Annotated in this window: 13 protein-coding genes and 1 pseudogene; 5 read left to right on the top strand and 9 right to left on the bottom strand. The window is 63.7% G+C overall.

All coding sequences use genetic code 11. From position 1 onward, the window contains the following. Nucleotides 1-328: 328 nt before the first annotated feature. On the top strand, nucleotides 329-2,461 hold the full coding sequence (locus AC1RZR_RS15715) for an adenylate/guanylate cyclase domain-containing protein (protein ID WP_481828881.1): 2,133 nt from the start codon (nucleotides 329-331) through the stop codon (nucleotides 2,459-2,461). A gap of 70 nt (nucleotides 2,462-2,531) precedes the next feature. Beyond that, a pseudogene (locus tag AC1RZR_RS15710) lies at nucleotides 2,532-2,666 on the top strand (ABC transporter permease); the annotation flags it as partial. Nucleotides 2,667-2,877: 211 nt separating this feature from the next. On the opposite strand, the gene AC1RZR_RS15705 reads toward AC1RZR_RS15710, so the two are convergent. From AC1RZR_RS15705 to AC1RZR_RS15685, 5 genes are all read right to left on the bottom strand, one after another. Next, nucleotides 2,878-4,635, bottom strand: a complete 1,758-nt coding sequence (locus AC1RZR_RS15705; RefSeq protein ID WP_477278532.1) for an adenylate/guanylate cyclase domain-containing protein — start codon at nucleotides 4,633-4,635, stop codon at nucleotides 2,878-2,880. Nucleotides 4,636-5,021: 386 nt separating this feature from the next. Then, complete coding sequence (locus tag AC1RZR_RS15700) at nucleotides 5,022-5,873, bottom strand: hypothetical protein (protein ID WP_481828880.1); 852 nt, start codon at nucleotides 5,871-5,873, stop codon at nucleotides 5,022-5,024. Continuing rightward, nucleotides 5,866-7,284, bottom strand: coding sequence for a glycosyltransferase (locus AC1RZR_RS15695; protein WP_481828879.1), 1,419 nt, complete (start codon nucleotides 7,282-7,284; stop codon nucleotides 5,866-5,868). The genes AC1RZR_RS15700 and AC1RZR_RS15695 overlap by 8 nt, the downstream gene beginning before the upstream one ends. A gap of 573 nt (nucleotides 7,285-7,857) precedes the next feature. Beyond that, entirely contained in the window at nucleotides 7,858-8,901 is a 1,044-nt protein-coding gene (locus AC1RZR_RS15690) for a DUF5666 domain-containing protein (RefSeq protein WP_481828878.1), read from the bottom strand. Beyond that, nucleotides 8,898-9,764 carry a DUF6502 family protein gene (locus tag AC1RZR_RS15685; RefSeq protein ID WP_481828877.1) on the bottom strand — a complete coding sequence of 289 codons (867 nt, stop codon included), beginning with the start codon at nucleotides 9,762-9,764 and terminating at the stop codon, nucleotides 8,898-8,900. Before AC1RZR_RS15685 ends, AC1RZR_RS15690 begins: the two co-directional genes overlap by 4 nt. 151 nt (nucleotides 9,765-9,915) lie before the next feature. Here AC1RZR_RS15685 and AC1RZR_RS15680 point away from each other — a divergent pair, with 151 nt between their 5' ends. Then, nucleotides 9,916-10,416, top strand: coding sequence for a Ros/MucR family transcriptional regulator (locus AC1RZR_RS15680; protein WP_477278527.1), 501 nt, complete (start codon nucleotides 9,916-9,918; stop codon nucleotides 10,414-10,416). Nucleotides 10,417-10,479: 63 nt separating this feature from the next. Here the strand turns inward: AC1RZR_RS15680 and AC1RZR_RS15675 are convergent, their stop codons facing one another. Beyond that, nucleotides 10,480-11,985 (bottom strand): helicase HerA domain-containing protein, encoded by a 1,506-nt coding sequence (locus tag AC1RZR_RS15675; protein WP_477278526.1) that lies wholly within the window; start codon nucleotides 11,983-11,985, stop codon nucleotides 10,480-10,482. A gap of 420 nt (nucleotides 11,986-12,405) precedes the next feature. Here AC1RZR_RS15675 and AC1RZR_RS15670 point away from each other — a divergent pair, with 420 nt between their 5' ends. Continuing rightward, nucleotides 12,406-12,711: a hypothetical protein gene (locus AC1RZR_RS15670; RefSeq protein ID WP_056591812.1), complete on the top strand. Its 306-nt coding sequence runs from the start codon at nucleotides 12,406-12,408 to the stop codon at nucleotides 12,709-12,711. A 21-nt stretch (nucleotides 12,712-12,732) separates the two neighbouring features. Here the strand turns inward: AC1RZR_RS15670 and AC1RZR_RS15665 are convergent, their stop codons facing one another. From AC1RZR_RS15665 to AC1RZR_RS15655, 3 genes are all read right to left on the bottom strand, one after another. Then, entirely contained in the window at nucleotides 12,733-13,563 is an 831-nt protein-coding gene (locus AC1RZR_RS15665) for an aldo/keto reductase (RefSeq protein ID WP_481828876.1), read from the bottom strand. 142 nt (nucleotides 13,564-13,705) lie between these two features. Further along, on the bottom strand, nucleotides 13,706-14,338 hold the full coding sequence (locus tag AC1RZR_RS15660) for a Vgb family protein (protein ID WP_477278524.1): 633 nt from the start codon (nucleotides 14,336-14,338) through the stop codon (nucleotides 13,706-13,708). 84 nt (nucleotides 14,339-14,422) lie between these two features. After that, nucleotides 14,423-15,643, bottom strand: a complete 1,221-nt coding sequence (locus AC1RZR_RS15655) for a helix-turn-helix domain-containing protein (RefSeq protein ID WP_481828875.1) — start codon at nucleotides 15,641-15,643, stop codon at nucleotides 14,423-14,425. 468 nt (nucleotides 15,644-16,111) lie between these two features. Here AC1RZR_RS15655 and AC1RZR_RS15650 point away from each other — a divergent pair, with 468 nt between their 5' ends. Then, nucleotides 16,112-16,861 (top strand): DUF899 domain-containing protein, encoded by a 750-nt coding sequence (locus AC1RZR_RS15650; RefSeq protein WP_481828874.1) that lies wholly within the window; start codon nucleotides 16,112-16,114, stop codon nucleotides 16,859-16,861. Nucleotides 16,862-17,047 lie beyond the last annotated feature (186 nt).

The following is a 17,047-nucleotide window of genomic DNA, read 5'->3' as shown; positions in this document are numbered from 1 at the left end:
GTTGCCGAAGTGCGAGAGGCCGAAGCGCGAGGCCACGGCCGTAACCGTTTGCTCGCCGGGGTGGCGCGGCGCACGGTGCGGCGCTATGCAGTTGGTGAGTGTAGCTGCTGACCCCAGCGATTGAACGAGGGGACGGTGTCCGTGAGACCGCGTTCTGCGCCGTGCGGTCCCACGGGCAAATCGACAACGCATTCCCGCACACGTCTCGCAGTAAAGTTGGTATGTATATGCGAGGGAGAGGGTAACAGATGAAACACAATCTTGGCTTGCTGTCCGACGCGACGCCGACGCTCCTGTTTCCGAAGACGTGATGCAAAAGCAAGGTCTCATGTCTTCTCCAGATGTGACCGGCTCATCCCGCCCCGCGGGCTGGGGCTTGGCCCCAAAGCTGTTTACAACCCTCGTCCTTCTTGGCGCGATCGCGGTCCTGGTGACCGGGGTGCTCGGGTACTTCCGCGCCCGCGACGCTCTCGAAAAAGCAGTCTTCGACCAACTCACCGCCGCCCGTCAGACCAAGGCGCGCCAGGTTGAAACCTACTTCCGCACGATCCGGGCGGAGCTGCGCCTGCTTGCCACTTCCAAGATGGTGGTCGATGCGACACGCGAGTTCCGGATCGCGGTCGACGAGCTCGACCGGGCAGGCGCGCCGCCTGAACTGCGGCAGAAGGTCGGCGATTGGTACGCTGAGAACGTCATCCCCGGAATGACGCGCACCCTGGGCAGGGAAGCAGCCCTGTCGGACTATCTGCCGGTCGGTGGTGCCCCCTACTATCTGCAGTATCACTACATTGTGGAAAATCCCAACCCGGCGGAGCGGCGCAAGCTTCTCGACGACGCCGGCGACGGAAGCGAATACTCCAGGCTGCATGCCATATATCATCCGTTGATGCGCGCTGCGGCTACCACGGTCGGCTTTTTCGATTTCATGATTGCCGATCCCAAATCAGGTCGCCTGATCTATACGGTCGAGAAGGAGGTGGATTTCACCACGTCCCTTCAGTTGGGTCCGTACCGCCGCACCAATGTCGCGGCCGCCGTCGCCCGCTGCTCGCAGATCGCAGACCCTTCAGCCATCTGCCTCGAAGATTTCGCCTCCTATGCGCCATCAGGCGGCGCACCGATTGCCTTCATGGTAGCACCGGTGATTGCCCAGGGCGTCGTCATCGGCGCGCTGGTCGCGCAACTGTCGAATGATGAGATCGACAACGTTGTCACCGGCAACCGCCGCTGGCGGCAGGAAGGGTTTGGCGACACGGGTGAGGCCTATCTCGTCGGACCCGATTATCTGGCGCGCTCTGGCCCGCGGGCGTTCTACGAGAACCGGGATAACTTCTTCGCCGACCTCAAATCCGCCGGCGCTTCGGGCGAGGAGATCGCCGCCATTCAGCGCTACGGGACACCAGTGCTGCATCAGCGCATCGACACCAAGGCCACCCGTGCCGCGCTCGCCGGTGTCGAGGGCGCAGGCGAGATCATCGGATACCGTGGCGTCCCGACGCTCGCTTCGTGGGGCCCGCTCGCGATTCCCGGCGTCAACTGGGCACTCGTCGCCAAGGTCGACAGCGCCGAGGCCTTCGCACCGATCGCACAGCTCCGCAGGGACCTGCTCGTCGTCGGCGGACTTGCGCTGCTCGTGGTGGCCGCCACCGCCGCCTGGCTTTCGCGCGCGCTGCTCGGACCGCTCCGCGATCTCACTGCCGGGGTGAAACGCTTCTCTGCTGGCGACTATGCGGTCAGCGTGCCGGTCCGCACGCGCGACGAGATTGGCGAGCTCTGCGCAGCCTTCAACGGCATGGTTGAGGATCTGCACCAAAAGAATGTCGTGATCGAGAACAAGAACCGCGAGAACGAGCAGCTGCTGCTCAACGTCCTGCCGGCACCGATCGCCAACCGGCTGCGCGCTGGCGAGGAGAGGATCGCCGACGGCTTCGCCGAGGTCACGGTCGCCTTCGCAGACCTGGTCGGGTTCACGGCACTGACATCGGGGATGCCGCCGCACGATGTCGTGACGTTTCTCAACGGACTCTTCACGCGCTTCGACGTTGCCGCCAATGATCTCGGTATCGAGAAGATCAAGACGGTGGGCGACGCCTATATGGCGGTGTGCGGCCTACCCGTGCCGGTGGCCAACCACGCCGAGCGCATGGTCCGCATGGCCATCCGCATGGTCCACATTACCCGCGAGCACGCGATGGAACACAACGTCTCGATCAAGGTCAGGGTTGGCGTCAACAGCGGGCCGGTGGTCGCCGGCGTCATTGGGAAGAGTAAGTACATCTATGATTTATGGGGTGACACAGTGAACCTGGCGAGCCGCATGGAGTCTGGCGGAATTCCCGATTCTGTTCAGGTGACGCGCCCCGTCTACGAACAGCTCAAGGACCAATTCGTCTTCGAGCCGCGCGGCGCTATCGAAGTCAAGGGCAAAGGAAAAGTGGAAGCCTGGGTATTGAGATTTTAGCCGCGGGGGCACCTCCGATGCCAGCTTGCCCTCGACCTGTCCGCCGCCAATGGTTTTCGCCGCGGCGCGACTGGGCGCCCTGATCCTCACCGTGCTGACGACGCTGTTGACGATCCTGCAAATGCCGGAGGGGGCAAGGCGGATCTTGTTCGGGCTGATCGTGCTGTTCGCGACGGCGGCGCATTTACGGATCGTGGAGGAGCGGGGAGTTGGGGCGGGAGTGGCTGCTTTGGGCCGAGAGAGGACTGGCAGCTTCAAGACTCGAATCGTCAGAAGCGGACATTCAGCTTCTTGGGGGCATCGACGTGATCTCCCCGAAGCCGACATCGCCCCTGGCTCTTCCCGTATTGCTCTCGATCGCGCAATTGCACCTTGCGCGCCTATCCCGATTTTCGGATCGGAATTGAAGCCAGTTGCTAGTCGGGCAATCCTGCCAAGCGCATGCATTCGATGAGGTCGTCAGCCATCTTGGGGTCAACAAACATTGGATTCTTCCGCAGGGCACGCAGCGAGTAGCGCGGAATCAGGCGGAGCAGCTCGTCCACGTAATGCTTGGCTTCCTTGGGGCGACCTTGACGAGCATAGGAACACGCCAATGTCACTAGCGCGCCGAACAGAGCGGGATCTTGTTGAAGCCCCTTCTTCGAAACGTCGATCGCTTTTTCATAATCGCCGAGGAAGAAATAAGCGTGTCCCATCGCGTCATATAGCCAGGTTCCGCGAGAATCGCGTGGGTTGCCGCGTTCCGCTCTTTGGCAAGCAGCCAAGCCACCTTCCAAATCGCCACGAAACACCAGCGCATGCCCCAAGACCGCGTAGGCCTCGGCATAGTTCGAATTGAGCTCTATCGCCCGTTGGGCCACCCTGATGGCCTGCTCTGTCTCTCCGGTCACCGCCAGCATGAACGCCAGAGACTGATTGGCCTGCGGGTTTGTTGGCGCCAGGTGAACCGCCTTCTCCGCCCAGCGCCGGGCCTCTTCGAAGGCCAGGCGCGCCGGACGAATCCATCCGCGCAACCCGATGTGCACGTGGCATTGACCAAGCAGGGCGTGAGCATTGGCGAAATCGGGGTCGATCTCGATCGCTCTTCTGAGATCGGCAATCGCCGCTTCCACATCCTGCTTCGTCATCCTGTGATAGGCGGCGATCGCCCGCAAATAGTGGTCCCATGCACCGAGATCGTCCGGCCGTTTTCCTCGCGCCCGCTCGATCTCAGCCAACGTGATTTCGGGTCCGACTACCGACGCGATGCTGGCCACGATGTCGTCCTGCAACTCGAAGAGATCATCCATCTTGCGGTCGTATCGCTGTGCCCATACGTGGCGATCTGACTCCGCATCGATCAACTGGGCGTTGATTCGCACGCGGTCACCGGCCCGCCGCACACTGCCTTCGAGAATATACCGGACCCCGAGCTCCCGCCTAATCTTCTTCACGTCAACGGCCTTGCCCTTATAGGTAAAGGCGGAGTTGCGCGCGATAACAAACAACCATTCGAAACGCGAAAGTGCCGTCGTCAGATCTTCGGATATGCCATCCGAGAAATACTCTTGGGCATGATCATCGGACATGTTGTCGAACGGCAGGACGGCGATCGACGGTTTGGCCGGCAAGGGAATAGGGCCAGCCGGTTGGCTCGACACGCTCGCCGCAACCACTCGATACGTCCGTACGGGATCTGCGATATTTCTTACCTGGTGAGTTCCGAAGTCCTGGAACCCGGCGTCGAGTTTGCCTTTTACCTGGTCGAAGGCCATGCCGGAGATACAGATGCCGCCTGGGTCAGCCAGCTTTTCAAGTCGCGCCGCGACGTTGACGCCATCGCCATAGATGTCTTCGCCATCGATGATGATATCGCCTACGTTCACACCAATCCGAAAGGAGATCGACGCGCTATCGGGCATTGCGAGATTTCGTTCGGCAACGCGGCGCTGAATGCAGACCGCACAGTCCACCGCATCGACCGCACTGGCGAACTCAATTAATGCTCCATCGCCCATGAGCTTCACCAGACGCCCTCGATACTCGGTGAGGATCGGGCTTATCAAGTTGCGGCGCAGTTCCTTGAGCGCACTCAGTGTTCCTGTCTCGTCCGCTCCCATGAGGCGGCTGTAGCCCACGACGTCAGCCGACATTATAGCAGCAAGACGCCGCTGAACGCGTTGCTTCGTCATTCCCTTCCGCCTCTGGCTAACGCTGGTCGCAAGTGTATCGCCCACTGCCTTGGTGTGTCTACGAAGGTCTCGTTTCCTCAAATTCGACAGGCCACCGCGCGATGCGGCGACTGGCGCGGATCCGTCAATCGGGCATGGTCCGCCGTGGAAGAAGGAGCGCGAGATGATCGCTGAGGTCGCTCATCGCAACCGGCGCCGTGTCTGGAACTGCTTGCCCAAACAGGTACATGCCGGGTGCCTCGACTACGCCGCCGTCGTGACGTGTCCGGGCTTTGCCGAGAAAGGCGCAAAGCTGTCGTTCACGTCGCGGCAGAGGTAGGTCGGTCTTGGGTCAGAAGCGCGGCCGATCATCAAGTGCCGCCGCCACGCGCACGCCGCCCCGCCCCTCACCAAAACCCAACCAGCGACCTCAGCATCGCCTTCGCGCCAACCGCATCTCGACAAGTCTTGCGAAACCCCGACCGTCCTGTTGCATCAAGCACGTCATCGTCGATGTCCCTCAGGATGAGGCGCGCATTGCGCCATCCGAGCCTGGCGAGGGCGGATGCCAACTCCGCACGGGCGGAGTTGAACGGGGTCTGGTCCGCTGTCGGGGTCGCGGCCCGGTCGATGTCATTGCTGGCGCCGAGCGTGTGACGTGGCATGTCCACGCTGCCGCGGACGTCGAACGGCCGGGAACGGCCAAGAAAATGCGAGATTATATGCAGGGACAGAGCCGGTTCTGAAACGAGCTGCTCATAGCTTACGAAATGCACCGGTGCGCCGGCGCGGCGCAGGGAATCCATGGCGAAGTAGAACTGGTTCCAGTAGTCGGCCGGCGACTGGAACCTGTATTCCATTCGCTTTGGCTGCGTGAAATCCTGTCTTACCTCAAACGGCTTGCTGACAAACGAGCCGAGATTCCCGTTCGGCTTGAAGATGGTATCGTTCCTGGCCAGGCGATACCACGACAGGATCTGGCTGACCGGATCCTTGCTCATCACGATGATGGGCAAGTCGCCATAGTCTATGTCGCGCCCGTTCATGAGGGCTGGAAAAATCCCGTGTTTCCAGAACCCCTGATCGAAGACGACCGGCACGCCCAGATAGCGTTCGAGCAGATATTTCGCGAGATTTGTGCCCGATCTCGGCACCCCCATGACTCGCACGGCGGCATCGCCATGCAGAGTCCGCGCCCCGCCGGGGGTCGACGTCTTCACGATCGTTCCCATTCCCGAAAACATCGGCAGCTCACCCATTGATTTGCTCCAGCTGCGGCCTTGCTTGCGCGACCGTGGGGACCCAGGCTCGGCTCGAGCCGAGCGCTGTGACATGGTCGACTATGGTCGCGAAAAATTCGCGCTCGCGGATCGGTCGGTATCGCAACGCGATCGTTGCACGCAGCTCGCCGAGCCACGCCGGATCCGTGCAGGCTTTGGCGACCGCCGCGCACCATGCCTCGACATCGCGCGCCGGAATTGTCGGCATCAGGCCTTGCGTCGCCTCCGTCAGGGATGGCGCATCCGAGATGAGAACCGGCAGTCCGAAATCGAGGCACTCGGCCGCTCCCAGGCCCCAGCCCTCCACCGCGGACGGGTAGACGCTGAACTCGGCGTCGCGATAGAGCTCCGCAAGCTGCCGGTCGCTGAGATTGGAGCGGAACTGAACATGCTCGCCAAGCTCCGGATGCTGCGCCATGAAGGCGACCAGCTCCTCGTACATCCACCCCCATCGGCCGCACAGCACGAGCGTTGGCAACCGCTCACCCAGCAGCGGCAGGAGTCGATGCCAGACCTTGAGCAGCAGGATGTGGTTCTTCCTGATCTCGATCGTCGAGCAGTAGAGAACGAACTTGCGGCCCTGGTTCTGCCGCTCGAAGGACATCTCGCGATCGGCGACGCCTTCCCTGAGAAAGGCGCCCGGCGATGCAACCGCGACCAGCGGAATCCGACGAAAGCTGGAAGCGCTCGCATGGCATCTCACCCGCTCGGCGGTGTATTTCGACACGCAGATGAGCAGGCGCGAATTCTCCAGCTGCCATGCCGTGTTGCGCACGAAGCCGCGGGCGTGATGAGGACCGACGAATTGCGGGAAGTCGATCGGGATGAGGTCGTGCATCAGCGTGAAGATGCCGGACCTGGCTTTGTTCGGGCGCTTGATCGCGGCAAGTTCGTGCACGCTGGCGCTCGAGAGAAAGCACATGGCGTTCTCTTCCTTCAGCGGATCCTTTGTATCCAGCCTGCATGGACACAGGGCTGATTTCATGATCTTGAAAAGGCGGATGGCCGTCTTGGACAGCTGAAACTTCAGCCCCCTTCTCTTCTCGCTGCCCGAGAGGAAGATCGCCGCCACGCGATCGAACTCGCGCCCGGGAGCGAAGGGGGCTGCCCGCATGATCGACAGAACTTTCCAGAGGCGGGCCAGATACGAGCTCCCCTCCCCGCCGACAGGCTGCTCCAGCTCATCGTCAACCAACTGCCTTAGATAGCGAAGTTCCGCGTCATCCAGCATCTGGCCCCGCCCGTGCGCGTCGACGATGAAGAAGCCGATCGGCGAGGCCTTCCATCGCAGCGCCTGACGAATGAGTGCCGTTTCGACGCGCGGGATGCCCACCGGCGGATGAGGCCCCCAGCGGAACGGCAGGCTGGCATCGATATACAGCTTTTTCAATGACTTACCCTTGCTGTTGCGATCGGCTCTATCAGGCAATTCTTCTGCCGGGACAGACCTCACACCGATCAAGCCGCATGGTTGCGGCTGTGCTTGTTCAGATCTGCGCCTCGAGGTGCCGGCTTTCAAAAGGGCGCCCCAAGGGTTGGGTTTCAATACGTGGGAAAATTACCCACGTCAAGCGCACCGCACAAAAACCGTCCCCGTCAGGAAGGACGGTCGCCGCGGTTCGCCAAAGGTCAGATGGGAAAATGAAGCGGCGGGAGTTGATTTGTGGGTAATTTTCCCACAATCTGATCCAGTCAGCGACGCATGCAGATGAGGAGCACGTGACCGGACCTGCCACGCAGGTGTGCCGGCATCAAAGTTCGGCGGATCACTCGCCCCCCGTGTGATCCGCGGAAAGCAGCCGTACCCAAAAAGCTCGAACAAGCCCCCCTTAACGAGCTCGTCGTACGGCCGCGCCGGCCGGTCTGTCTCATCGCAAAGGACAGACCGGCCGGATCGCCGCTTCCTCTGGAGGAAGTTCGCTTCCTCTGGAGGAAGTTCGCTTCCTCCGGAATAACCCGATCGCTAGGGCGCGCCTGGCCCGCCGCCAGGACCACCTGGACCGCCGGGCTGGCCCCCGGGCGGCTCGCCCGGTCCGTTCGGCCCCCCTGGCGGCTGACCGGGCGCACCAGGTTGGTCTGGCGATCGTTGGCCGGCATTCTGCTCACGCGACGCCGATACGATGTTGCCCTCACGATCGAACCCGACAGCGAGAAACACCCGGACATTGGCTGTCGATTTCGAATCGCCGTTCTGGTCATCGACGGCGACGCCCAGCCCCGATTCCAGCCGCTGTCCCCGGCGCTGCAGGAAAGTCTCGTAGAGCACGCTTGCAACCGTGGCCTGCGGGACAGGAGCTTCCGCCTCCAGATGCACCACCTTGTATCCACCCTTGGCCTTGGTCAGGGTCAGCTGAACGCGCCGGTTGGCAAGCGCTGACGATTCCGGTCCGATCTTGAGCCGTCCGACCAGCAATGCGCCCGACTTCACGATTGCCAGGCCGCGAACCGAATAGTGCGACTCATGCGGCCTGGCCTCGACCAGGCTCGCGACGATTGTCCCATCGGGCCGACGGATGCCGTGGACCGCCACGATATCGCCCGTCGCGATCTTCAATCCGCCCGGAATCTGGCTGATGTCGACCTGCTGTCCCAGGACCCGCATCGACCCGGCGCTTGCGCGTTCGACAGGCCCAATCACCTCGCTGGTGACATGGATCGCAGCGGTGACGACGAGCCCTGCCTTTTGCACCACCGCGACCCGCACGACATGCCCCACTTTCAGGCTGCTCGAGTTGACGCGGACGCCATCCACCCAGACCGGCACATCAGGCTGATAGCCGACGCGCACGTCATTGACGAAAATACTGCCAAAGCGCTGTATCGTTCCCACGATACCGGTGCCGCCGATGCCTTGATCGCCGTCCGTCCCCGCCGTCCAGCCGGTGCCGCCAATCCCCTGGTCTTTCGACGGCTCCGTCGCCCTTGCGAACAGGCTGAAAAACACCGCCGGCACGGCAGCGCCGAGCGTGAGGAAATCGCGCCGCGTCGGCCTCCGGTTCCAGCTCATGCCGTCTCTCCGCCAGCGCCCTTGGGCTGGGGCAATTCCTCGGCAACCAGCGAAGTCCCATCGGATCTCAGAATATAGACACCGTAGTTCCACCGGCTGGTCCCGCCGGGATCGGTTTGAATGGCCTGGTTGGCGTATTTGTTCAAACGCAGCAGCGTTTCGACCGCGACCTCGCGGCTGTAGATTTCGAGTGACCTCGCAAGGTCCGCGGACAGGCCGTCATAGTGGACGGCCCGTTCGAGGAAGGGCGGATCGTCAGCCATGACGTTTTCGACCGCGGCGGCCGCATGGTCGCCGAGATTTCGGGCAAAGTAGTAGAGCCGAACCTCGCCGTCTCCGCGCGGCACCATAGCCCCTTCCATCAGGACAATGCGATCCTTCCCGTCGATTTCAACCAGCTGCCGGTCAAGCCAATCGTCCAGAACAGCTCTCGGCCGCAAATCGCGGGTTACCGATTCCACAAGGCCGGCAAATGACGGCCCTCCCGCCTCACTCGTTCGCGCCAGGGGCAACGGCATGCCCTTGGCGTCGACAAACAGCGGATCGGCAAGCCAGCGCGCGACAATCGCACTCGTCCTGGAAACGGACTCGGGCACCACCCGAACCGGCGCGCCGGCGCCTCTCAGCCGGCTGACTTCCTTGCGGTGGACGCCTGTCAGCAAGCTGACCCTGCTGTCCGTCTGTTGCTTGTCGGGCAGCGCAAATTCATGCTCCGCCACATTGACATAGAGCTGACGCAACAGATCGACGAAGGTTGGAAACGTCACCCCGCACTTGATGGCCAGCCGCACCAGGGGGCGAAGAACCCGGTTCAACGCGTTCTGGACCCAATCGGGATCCAATTGTCCCGCCGATCTGCTCATCGCCGTCCCTCACAATTCCGAAAATCGGCCATCCATCCCTCGAAAATTCCGCGCGAAAATAGCGCGTGGGAAATGCTTCCACAATAGGTTGACATGTGTGACATTTTCCCACAATTTGCATCGCCGATACGATCGCCGACGGAGATATCTTTTGAAGAAGCCTTATGCAAAACCAGCCATGATCAAGACGCAAGCAATGGTCGAAGACGTTCCAATTCAATTCGGTGACATCACCGATGCCTATTTCAGCAAGGAGAGGCGCGTCGATTCCATCGTTCCCATAGCCGCTGGTATTGTATCGTCTTACGTCACGAACAACGCCCTGCCCGCGGCTGAACTCCCCGAGTTCATAAACACGATATACGCTTCGCTTAAGGCCATTTCAGACGGGATTCCCGACGTCAGGCCCGATGCGGTCAAAGCTGCTGTGCCTGTGAGAAAATCCGTCACACCCGATTTCATCGTCTGCCTGGAGGACGGCAAGCGTTTCAAGTCGTTGAAGCGGCATATCGAGGCGCACTATGGTCTTACACCGGATCAGTATCGAAAGAAGTGGAGCTTGCCTTCCAACTACCCGATGGTGGCGCCAAATTATTCCGCAACCCGCTCGAAACTAGCCAAATCCATGGGCCTCGGCCGAAAGCCAAAGTAGTTTTTCGGCCGGGTAAGACGGAGGCCATTTGACAATGGTGGTCGGAAACTGGGGCCGCCCGCCTCACACCGCCAGACGCCCCTGCTCCGCCTCTTCGGCGTTGGGGTCGCCCGGTGCCGTTGCCCAGGCCAGCTCAACCAGCGTCACGGTGCGCCGGCCTGTCCCGTCGAGCTGGCAGACGATGAGTCCCTGCTCCTCGATATAGGTCAGCAGGCGCCGGGCGCGGCGCAGCGAGTGGGAGCCATAGGCGCGGGCGATCGCGGCATCGCTCGGGCACGGCCAGCCCTCCTTCGCGGCGCGGGCGATCATCATGAACACGCCTTGCATGTCGTCGGGCAGCAGCGAGGCGCGCACCGAGACGTCCTGCCAGGCGTCATCGCCTGCCGCCATGTCGGAGCCGAGGCCGGCGCGGGCGCGCGTCAGCATGCGGCGGAACTCCGGTAGATCCGGCACGACCGAAGCCAGGCCCTCGATGCGGCAACGCACGACGAACTCCTGATAGAGCACACCGATGACGCGGAAGCCCGCGTCAGGTTGGGCGAGAATGGCGCGCAGCACACGGTCGACGCGCTCGCGGCGCTCGGCCAGATCCTCGGCGCTGATTTGCGGCTCCACCGGATCGGGGCGGATTTCCAGCGCCGCCGACTTCGCCGCCATCAGTTGGTCGAGCAGGTCGGGCGACGCCGTCCGGCGCGGCGCGCGCGCCGTCTCGGGCGGCGGCGCTGCCAGAATGATGGCGCGCGCGTCCTCGAGCGCGGATTCCGGCAGCGGCATCAGCCGCGGCGTGCCATTGCGCGGACTTGTATCGGTCGGGCCGATGCGCAGGCCGAGCGGCCGGCGCGACAGCGCCGGGCCGAGCGCCATGAACTGCCCGCGCTCCAGGTCGCGAAACGCCTCCGCCTGCCGCCGTTCCATGCCCAAAAGGTCGGCGGCGCGCGCCATATCGATGTCGAGGAAGGTGCGGCCCATGAGGAAATTGGACGCCTCGGCGGCGACGTTCTTGGCGAGCTTGGCCAGCCGCTGGGTGGCGATGATGCCGGCAAGCCCGCGTTTGCGGCCACGGCACATCAAATTGGTCATGGCGCCAAGCGAGAGCTTGCGCGCCTCGTCGGAAACCTCGCCGGCCACCGCCGGCGCGAACAGCTGCGCCTCGTCCACCACCACCAGCATCGGGTACCAGTGGTCGCGGGCAACCTCGAACAGCCCGCCGAGGAAGGCGGCGGCGCGCCGCATTTGGTTCTCGGCGTCCAGCCCTTCGAGATTGAGCACGGTGGAGACGCGGTGGATGCGCGCCCGCTCGCCGGCGCTCTGCAGGCCGCGTTCGGTATGCTCCTCGGCATCGATCACCAGGTGGCCGAAACGGTCGCCCAGTGACACGAAGTCACCTTCGGGGTCGATGATGGTCTGCTGCACCCAGGGGGAACTCTGCTCCAGCAGACGCCGCAGCAGATGCGATTTTCCGGAGCCCGAATTGCCCTGCACCAGCAAGCGGGTCGCCAGCAGCTCCTCGAGGTCCAGGGTCGCCGGGGCGCCTGCGGTCGTGTGTCCCATCTCGATCGCAACGGTCATGGTCGACTCAGGCGCTCCTTCGCAGACGGACTTATCAACCGGATCACAGCCCGTCGAGCGCCGATGGCCGGCCGCTGCGCGTTGCGCACAGCTGTGGGACCGTCTCCGGACCGTCGCGGACAGGCGAACCCTGTGGATAGTAACCAGTCGTTCACCATGTGCCCGCGTTCCGTTTGAAGACGTCCTGCATACGCGTAGCCTGACCTTGCATCGCGTCCCCAACGTGGTGCGTCCCAACCGCCCCCTGGCGACCGACGTTTTCAAGTTCCCTCTCTAAGTATATGTCGGTCGCCAACTTCGGCTCACCCCCGCCGGGTTCTGACTTCGTCAGGACTCGCCCGCTGGCGCAAACTTTGGGTTGACCGCCCCTGACGGCGAGGCGACACTTCCCCGACGCTAGAGGTGCGAGGAGGAATTGCGATGGACGAGCCCGAACGGTGGCGCCACATGTCGACGGCGCCGAGGGATGGCAGCCGCATCCTTGTCACGGTTCGCCCGTCCGAACAGGGACCGGCGGAAGTCGACCTCGCCTATTGGTCACGCGCCGACCAGTTCGCCAGCGAAGGCTGGCGCGCGTCGGACTCCTCGCCCGGGCGCGTCGTCGAATATGCCGAACCGGAACTGAAATGCTGGATGCCGCTGCCGACAGCCAATCTCAGCCGCGCCTCCATGCCGGCGCCCTGGGAAGGCGAAGATGCCCAGCAGCTGGATGGCTCGGGGATTTGAGAATGGGTTTCCCTTCTCCCCTCAGAACAAAAACGCAGCCGTGGCGGGGTTCGGGCCGGTGCGGCCGTCGGGCGAATCCATGCCCCTGATCGTCAGCAGGTCCTGCGCGTCCAGCTCGAAATCGAAGACATCGAAATTGGCGGCGATGCGATCCCTGCGGATCGACTTTGGAATGACGATCAGCCCTTCCTGAAGGTGCCAGCGGATGATCGTCTGCGCCGCGGACTTGCCATGCTTCATGGCGATGCCCGCGATGGTCGCGTCGCTCAGCAGCCGGCCGCTGCCCAGCGGGCTCCAGCTTTCGATGCGGATGTCGTGCGTGGCATGAAAGTCCCTGATGCCGCGCTGCTGGAACTGGGGATGCAGCTCGATCTGGTTGACGACGGGGGTCACGCCGGTCTCCGCGATGATCCGCTCCAGATGATCCTGGTTGAAATTCGACACGCCGATCGACTTGATGCGGCCGGCCTGCCTGAGTTCGACCAGCGCCTTCCACGACTCGACATACTTGTCCTGGCCGGGCACCGGCCAGTGGATCAGAAACAGGTCGAGCTGTTCGATGCCGAGCTTCTCCATCGTCTCGTCGAAGGCCTTGAGGGCTGCGTCGCGCTGGTGTGCGCCGTTGCGCAGCTTGGAGGTGATGAACAGCTCGCCTCGCGGCACGCCGGCGGCGCGGATCGCCTCTCCGACGCCTTCCTCGTTCTGATAGCCCTCGGCGGTGTCGATCAGACGGTAGCCGGCCTCGATCCCCCAGCCCACCACATCAGCGGTGATGTCCTGATCGACCTGCCACACGCCAAGGCCAAGCTGGGGAATGGCGGCGCCGTCGTTCAATGGTAGATGTTCAGGCATATCTGATCCTTGCAAAGATGGTCCAGGCGGTCCGCCCGGTGCACGCCCTATCTAGGTTCGACAGGGGGCAACGACCAGTCCGAGCGGACGAATTGCGTAAGGATTTCGGACCCCTCGCCGTCAATGGTTCGGCACAGCGGCCTTACCGGGGACGCCGCACCGCGCGCACCACCCCGGCGGATACGCTGCCGCAGAAGAGGCGGTCGCCGCCATCGGATTCCAGCCCTGAGACGCCCACGCCGGCCGGCATGTCGAGCTTCTCCAGAACCTTGCCGGTTTGCGGATCGACGCGGCGCAGGTCGCTCTGCTCGCCTTCCCAGGTGGCGTGCCACAGCTCGCCGTCGACCCACGTCACGCCGGTGACGAAGCGGTTGGATTCGATGGTGCGCAGGATTGCCCCGGTCTCGGGGTCGATCTGGTGTATCCTGCGCTCGCGATACTGCCCCACCCAGAGCGTCCCTTCGGCCCAGGTCAGGCCTGAGTCGCCGCCGCCGCCGGGCGCCGGAATGGTCGCCAGCACCTGACCGGTATCCGGGTCGATCTTCTGGATGCGATCGTTGGCGAGCTGGAAGAAATGCTGGCCGTCATAGGCCGTGCCGGCATGCGCTGCGACATCGATCGAGCGCAGCGCCTGCCCGCTTTCCGGATCGAAGGCGTTCAGCTTCTCGCCCGAGGCAAACCAGACATTCTGCCCGTCAAAGCTCACCCCGTGCACGGTGTTCACACCCGCAAAGGGTCCATACTCGCGCAGGATTTCGGCCGCTGAATGCTTCATGTCTTATCCTCACCAAGATTGGGCATGCCCGTTTGTTTGAGCATCATCTTTTCCAAACCGGATTCCGCTTTTCGGGATCATGTTCTAGCCGTTCGGCAGCGGTGCCGGGAGTAACAAGGTGGTCGTGAATCCCGCCACCGGCGGTGTCATCCAGCGGCGCGCCCGACCGTGCCCGAACGACTGCACCTTGCCGGCCTCGCCAAGCTGCTCCAATGCCCGCTGCACGCTGCGCTGGCCGGTGCCAAGCGCCAGCGCCAGCGCCGAGCTCGCCCAGGATTCCCCATCGGCAAGGAAGGCCAACACCGCCGCGTGCCGCTCCTCGATCGGCCGCGCCAACACCACCACCTCGCGCGCCTGGCGCGGCACCAGCGCGAACCCTTGGCTCGTCGCGCCGATGTCGGCCAGCGTCCGTAGTTCGGCGCGCAGCCGGCCGATCTCGACCCGCAGCCTGGCGCGGTGCGATTCATCGGCGTGCCTGCCGCCAAAAGCCCGTGCGATAAGCGTCGCACGCGACACATCGCCAGGCCATGCTTCGGCGAGCGTACGCGCCAGCGCAAACAGCACCGGGCGCGTTGCCAGCGAGACCATGGTTTCCTGCTGGCGCACGAGATTGCGCAAGGCATCGACAACCAACGCCGGCGACGCCTGCAGCGCCTCGACGTCCTCGAGCAGCAAAGGGCGCTGCTGACCCTGCGCGATCAGCCGCGCCGCCGGCGTGTCCAGCGCCAGGAAGGCATTGTCGACCTCGGCCATCAGCCCCGGGATGCCGGCCCGGCGGGCGGCGTGGCGTGCCCACTCCAGCGCCGTGCGCGCGGCTCTCGTCTTGAGGCGCCGCATCGCGATGCCGGCGACGGCCAGTTCGTGCGCGGCCCTCGAGGCCGGCGGGAGCGGCGCCGGGTCGAGCCCGGCCAGCACGTCCTCGGCCTCGTCGAGGCGCCCGATCAGCAGCAGGCGCCGCACCTTGAGGTGGCCGGCATGCGCGGCGTTCAGCCGGTCGCCATGCTTTTCCAGCGTCGCCCGTGCCGCATCGAGCGCCTTGGCGGGCCAGGCGAGGTCACGCGACACCAGCGCGATCTCGGCCTCGGCGACAACGCATCTGGCGCGCGCCACCGCCTCTTTCGGGCCGAAGGCGCGCGCGGCGCGCCGCAGCAGCGCCTTGGCGCGGTCGAGGTCGCCGAGCTGCGCCATCGCAATGCCGCGCAGCGCCAGCGCCGGCGCGTCCTCGCGCAAGGCGACGCGATCCAGCGCGCCGAGCGGATCGCCCGCCGCCAGCGCCAGCCCTGCCGCGGTGATCAGCGAGTCCATTCAAATCCCGTCACACTTGTAACTCCCACCCCCTGCGCTGCACGCCCTAACTTAAGTCACCAACGCCGACCCGCAAGCCGTATCGCCCAGCAAGGAGAAACCGCAACGAGCGGAACGCCAAGGGAGACCAGCGATGACCAGGACCTAGCCATCTTGCTGGCTGAAGGCGACGTGGCCGCCGTTGACGCGTATATCGGCATTCGCTAGCCTGAGCATCTCAGGTGTCTATATTAAGCATCTTATAAGGGATAACTGACAATGCCTGACTTCGAAGACCTGCCTCTCTGCGCGACGAACGATACGGTCGTGCGCGCAGGGCGCCACCCCTGCTGCGGAGAGCCTGCCCAATTAAATCCCGTCACACTTGTAACTCCCGCCGCAGCACGTCACCGCCCTATTCTACCGCACGATCCGCAGCCACCCACACGCCGCCACGGCGCGGCGACAGACTGACAAAGGAGACGAGCAATGACCAAACACACCGCAATGAAGACCCCGCCAGTCGTTTCGCAACAGGCGTGGGAAGCCGCGCGCGAAGAGCTGCTGGTGAAGGAGAAGGCAACGCTGCGCGCCAAGGACGCGCTGGCGGCCGAGCGCCGGCGGATGCCATGGATGGAAGTGGACAAGGCCTATGTGTTCGAAGGGCCGAATGGCAAGGCGAGCCTGCTCGATCTGTTCGAAGGCCGCCGCCAGCTGATCGTTTACCGCGCCTTCTTCGAACCGGGGGTTCATGGCTGGCCCGATCACGCCTGCCGCGGCTGTTCGCTCGGCGCCGACCAGGTCGGCCACCTCGCCCATCTCAACGCCCGCAACACCACGCTTGCCTACGCCTCGCGCGCACCGCAGGCCGATATCGCACGGCTGAAGAAGCGGATGGGCTGGGAGATGCCCTGGTACACCATCACAGACAGCTTCGACAAAGACTTCGGCGTCGACGAATGGCACGGCCACAACGTGTTCATCCACGACGGCGATCGTATCTTCCGCACCTATTTCATCAACAGCCGCGGCGACGAGGCGATGGGCACCGTCTGGAGCTACCTCGACGCGACGCCGCTCGGCCGCCAGGAGATCTGGGAGGACTCGCCCGAAGGCTATCCGCAGACGCCGCTCTACAGCTGGTGGAACTGGCACGACAATTACGAGGCCGCACCCGACCAGAAATGGGCCGAAGTATCGGCTGCCGGCGAGGCGGCGTTCCGGGACAAGGGCCAGTAAGGACCAGGCTGAAGCTCCTGGCCGCCTATCCAGCTTGGGTTCCTCGCCCCGCCAAACGCGGGGGCGAGGTGGCCACGAAGCGGGCGGAGAAGGGGCTTTCGTAGGGCGCAGCCCCTCTCCGTCTTGCCTTCGCCGAGCCACCTCTCCCCCACATTGTGGGGGCGAGGAACTCAAGTCCCGCCGGGT

Source organism: Mesorhizobium bavaricum, from assembly GCF_056781655.1.
This window is presented reverse-complemented; position numbering and strand designations above follow the sequence as displayed.